Consider the following 260-nt stretch of genomic DNA (forward strand, 5'->3'; position numbering starts at 1 on the left):
ATGGAGAAGTAGTGAGTACAACTAACACGACACCTAGCAGTTTGGTATTGAATGAATTGTTATTTAGAAGTAATGATCCTGTAGTGATTATGGGAGTATCTTCGCATGGAATTGACCAGTTCCGCGTGGAAGGTATTGCGTTTGATTACTGCTTATTCACTAATTTCACTAGAGATCATCTTGATTATCATTTAACGATAGAGAATTACTATCATGCTAAAAGGAAGCTTTTTGATAAATTGAAACCTAATGGCCTAGCC

Annotated in this window: 1 protein-coding gene; it reads left to right on the plus strand. The window is 36.2% G+C overall.

Annotated elements, in window-relative coordinates; genetic code table 11:
* Nucleotides 1-11 precede the first annotated feature (11 nt).
* On the plus strand, nucleotides 12-260 hold a 249-nt coding region (locus AOA59_RS27850; protein ID WP_256593136.1), incomplete at its 3' end, for a Mur ligase family protein.

It is taken from the genome of Pseudomonas sp. 2822-15, assembly GCF_002742515.1.
GTDB classification, from domain to species: domain Bacteria; phylum Pseudomonadota; class Gammaproteobacteria; order Pseudomonadales; family Pseudomonadaceae; genus Aquipseudomonas; species Aquipseudomonas salomonii.